The sequence below is a fragment of the Bizionia myxarmorum genome (genome assembly GCF_008086205.1).
Taxonomy (GTDB): domain Bacteria; phylum Bacteroidota; class Bacteroidia; order Flavobacteriales; family Flavobacteriaceae; genus Algorimicrobium; species Algorimicrobium myxarmorum.
Genome location: NZ_VSKK01000019.1, coordinates 1 through 548, shown reverse-complemented (window position 1 = coordinate 548; position 548 = coordinate 1). Strand labels below are relative to the sequence as shown.

Genomic DNA, 548 nt, shown 5'->3' with positions numbered 1-548 from the left:
AACGGTTTTGTATATGAAAAGTGCATACTTGTGTCAGAGGATTTTCCGAAGGAAAATCGGAGGAAAGCAAGTACGCACTTACCTTTCATTAAGCACTAAACTACGCATTTTTTATATACAGTGTTGTGCATAGTATTTTTTTTCAATATCCAATTCCGCTGAATTTCATTAGAATTGTATCATTTTTAATTTCGCAAGTAACTTTTCTGTCTAATGAAGCTCCATTTGTATAATATCCGTTGGCAGTATGTTCAGTTTTTCCATTTTCACGATCAAATGTTAATCCATAACTTCCATCTCCTCCCTGATTATTTGTCATATCGAGAAATTTCGTAACGGTTTCATTTGGTTCAATTTTATCAAAGACAAGTTTGGTATTTTTATCAGATAAGAAAGTCACATTCCGAATAATTTTATCAGAAGAATTTTTGATTTCAGCTGTAATTCCGTTTTTTCCGTAATTGCAGGAAGTCAAAGTCAAAGTCAAAATCAAAATTAGTAAAGTAAATTTTTTCATATTTCAGGACGAGTCAATATTATGCACAACG

The 548-nt window shown here is 31.6% G+C and carries 1 protein-coding gene; it reads right to left on the bottom strand.

The annotated features are described in order from the left end of the window. Window positions 1–142: 142 nt before the first annotated feature. A complete protein-coding gene (locus ES674_RS15335; RefSeq protein WP_148405533.1) occupies window positions 143–517 on the bottom strand; it encodes a hypothetical protein in 375 nt (124 codons plus the stop codon). Between the last annotated feature and the right edge of the window lie 31 nt (window positions 518–548).

What these genes read in the sequence shown, in the direction of transcription:
- ES674_RS15335 (WP_148405533.1), bottom strand. Translation starts at nt 517, where the DNA reads ATGAAAAAATTTACTTTACTAATTTTGATTTTGACTTTGACTTTGACT.